At 69.4% G+C, this 2,485-nt stretch carries 1 protein-coding gene; it reads right to left on the bottom strand.

Annotated features, from left to right (window positions below):
- On the bottom strand, window positions 1-2,485 hold a 2,485-nt coding region (locus G4D86_RS51540), incomplete at both ends, for a non-ribosomal peptide synthetase (RefSeq protein ID WP_164003073.1).

Here is a 2,485-nt window from a genome sequence, read left to right as displayed (position 1 = left end):
GACGATGTCGTCCTGGCCGCTGTGGCGTCCCAGCAGCAGCTGGAAGGCCGCGAGCAGCGTCATGAAGAGCGTGCTGCCCTCACGGCGGCTCAGCGCCGTCAGCGCGGAGGTCAGCTCGCGGGGCAGTACCACGGGGAGGACGCTTCCGCGGTGGGAACGCATGGAGGGCCGAGGCCTGTCCGTGGGCAACTCCAGCGCCGGGGGGGCTCCGGCCAGGTGCTGCTTCCACCAGGCGAGCTGCGTCTTCAGCACGTCGCCCGACAGCCATTGCCGCTGCCACATCGCGTAGTCGGCGTACTGGATGGGCAGTGAGGGAAGCGATGGGGCGCGGTCCGCCAGGAAGGCCCCATGGAGTGCCCCCAGTTCCCGGATCAGCACCCCCAGAGACCAGCCATCCGAGACGATGTGGTGCAGCGTCAGCAGCAGCACGTGCTCTTGCTCCGAGCGTCTGAGCAATGTCGCGCGAAGCAACGGCCCCCGTCCGAGGTCGAAGGGTGTCTGCGCCTCCCGCTTCGCCAGCCGCTGCACCTCATCCCGCCACGCGGATTCATCGGGCGCGTGGAGTTGCACCGTGTGCAGGTGCACCGCCAGCTCGGGCGCGATGGCCTGGTGCGCCTGCCCTTCGATGCTGGGGAAGGTGGTGCGCAAGGCCTCATGGCGTTGCACCAGCGCCCGCAGCGCCTGCTCCAGCGCGGTCGCGTTGAGTGGCCCTTCCAGGTGCACGGCCGCGGGGACGTTGTACAGAGGGCTGTCTGGCTCCAGTCGGTCGAGCAGCCACAGCCGCTGCTGGGCGAAGGACAATGGCAGCAATCCCTCGCGAGGCACGGGCACGAGTGCTGGCGCGGTGGGCGTCGTCCCGTCGCGCAGGGCGGCTTCGACGAGCGGAGCCAGCGCGGCGACGGTGGGCGTTTCGAACAAGGCGCGCAACGGCACGTCGACGCCGAAGGCGGTGCGCACCCGGCCGAGCACCTGCATGGCCAGCAGCGAGTGGCCTCCGAGGTCGAAGAAGTTGTCGGAGAGGCTGACGCGAGGCACGCCAAGCACCTGCGCCCAGAGGGTGGCCAGCACTTCCTCCACCGGCGTGCGGGGGGCCTCGAAGTCCCGCCCCGCGTCGGTTGCTGCCGGGTCCGGAAGCGGCAGGGCCTTGCGGTCCACCTTGCCATTGGGCGTCAGGGGCAGTGACGGAAGTTCCACGAACGCCGCCGGCACCATGTAGTCCGGGAGCCGGCTCTGAAGATGGCTTCGCAGCTCGCCCGAGCCGGGCCCAGGGGCCTCATGCCCCACCACGTAGGCCACGAGCCGCTTCTCGCCCGGTCCATCTTCTCGCGCGACCACCACGGCCTGCCGCACCGAGGGGTGCTGCGACAGGACGGACTCGACTTCTCCCAACTCGATGCGGAAGCCCCGGAGCTTCACCTGATGGTCGGCGCGGCCCAGGTAGTCCAGGTTGCCGTCCGCCATCCAGCGGCAGAGGTCCCCGGTCTTGTACAGACGCGCGCCCGGCTCGTCGCTGAACGGGTCCGGGCGGAACCTTTCAGCTGTCAGCGCGGGACGGTTCCTGTAGCCACGGCCCACTCCCGCTCCGCCAATGTAGAGCTCGCCGGGGACGTTGATGGGCACAGGCTGTAGATGCGCATCGAGCACATAGAGCCGCGTGTTCGCGATGGGGCGACCGATGGGAACGGGGCCGGTCCTCGAAGCGTCGGCGGGTGCGTCATAGACGCAGCAGCCGACAACGGTCTCCGTAGGCCCATACTCGTTGATGAGCCGGGTCGCGGGCGCGGAGCGCTGGAAGAAGGACAGGGCTGCCCACGACAAGGCCTCGCCGCCAATGACCAGCGCACGTGCGCTTCCCGCCGCCCGCTCGGGCCGCAGGAGGCGCGGGAGCAGCTCCAGGTGCGCCGGTGTGATCTTGACGAGGCTGAAGCTGTCATTGCGTTCGAGCGCATCCACGAGCACGTCGATGCCGCCACGCTCGGGCAGGACCACCACCGGCTGGCCGACAAGCAGCGGGGAGAACAGGCCGGTGATGGTGAGATCGAAGCTGATGGAGGAGTGGACGGGCGCGCCCCGCCCACTGGCGACGTCATAAGCCTGCGCGCACCAGACCAGGTAATTGACGAGCCCGCGGTGGGGGATCATCACGCCATTCGGCTTGCCCGTCGAACCAGAGGTGTAGATGACGTAGGCCAGACCTTCCGGCCCCCCTCCCCTCTCGGGCTTGTCCCCGCGGTTTCGCGCGATGCGCTCCCAGTCCGCATCCAGCAAGAGCACCTGGGCCCGGTGCTTCGGGAGTCCGGCGACGAGCTGCTGCTGCGTGAGGATGATGGGGGTGCCGGAGTCCTCCAGCATGAAAGCGAGCCGCTCCTCGGGGTAGCTCGGATCCAGCGGGAGATAGGCACCTCCCGCCTTGAGGATGCCGAGCAGCCCCACCACCAGCTCCAGGGAGCGCTCGACGCACAGACCCACCAGGACCTCGGGCCCC

Origin of the sequence: Pyxidicoccus caerfyrddinensis (genome assembly GCF_010894405.1) — a bacterium.
GTDB lineage: Bacteria > Myxococcota > Myxococcia > Myxococcales > Myxococcaceae > Myxococcus > Myxococcus caerfyrddinensis.
Note: the sequence above shows the minus strand (reverse complement) of the source record. Positions and strands in the feature narration are given on the sequence as shown.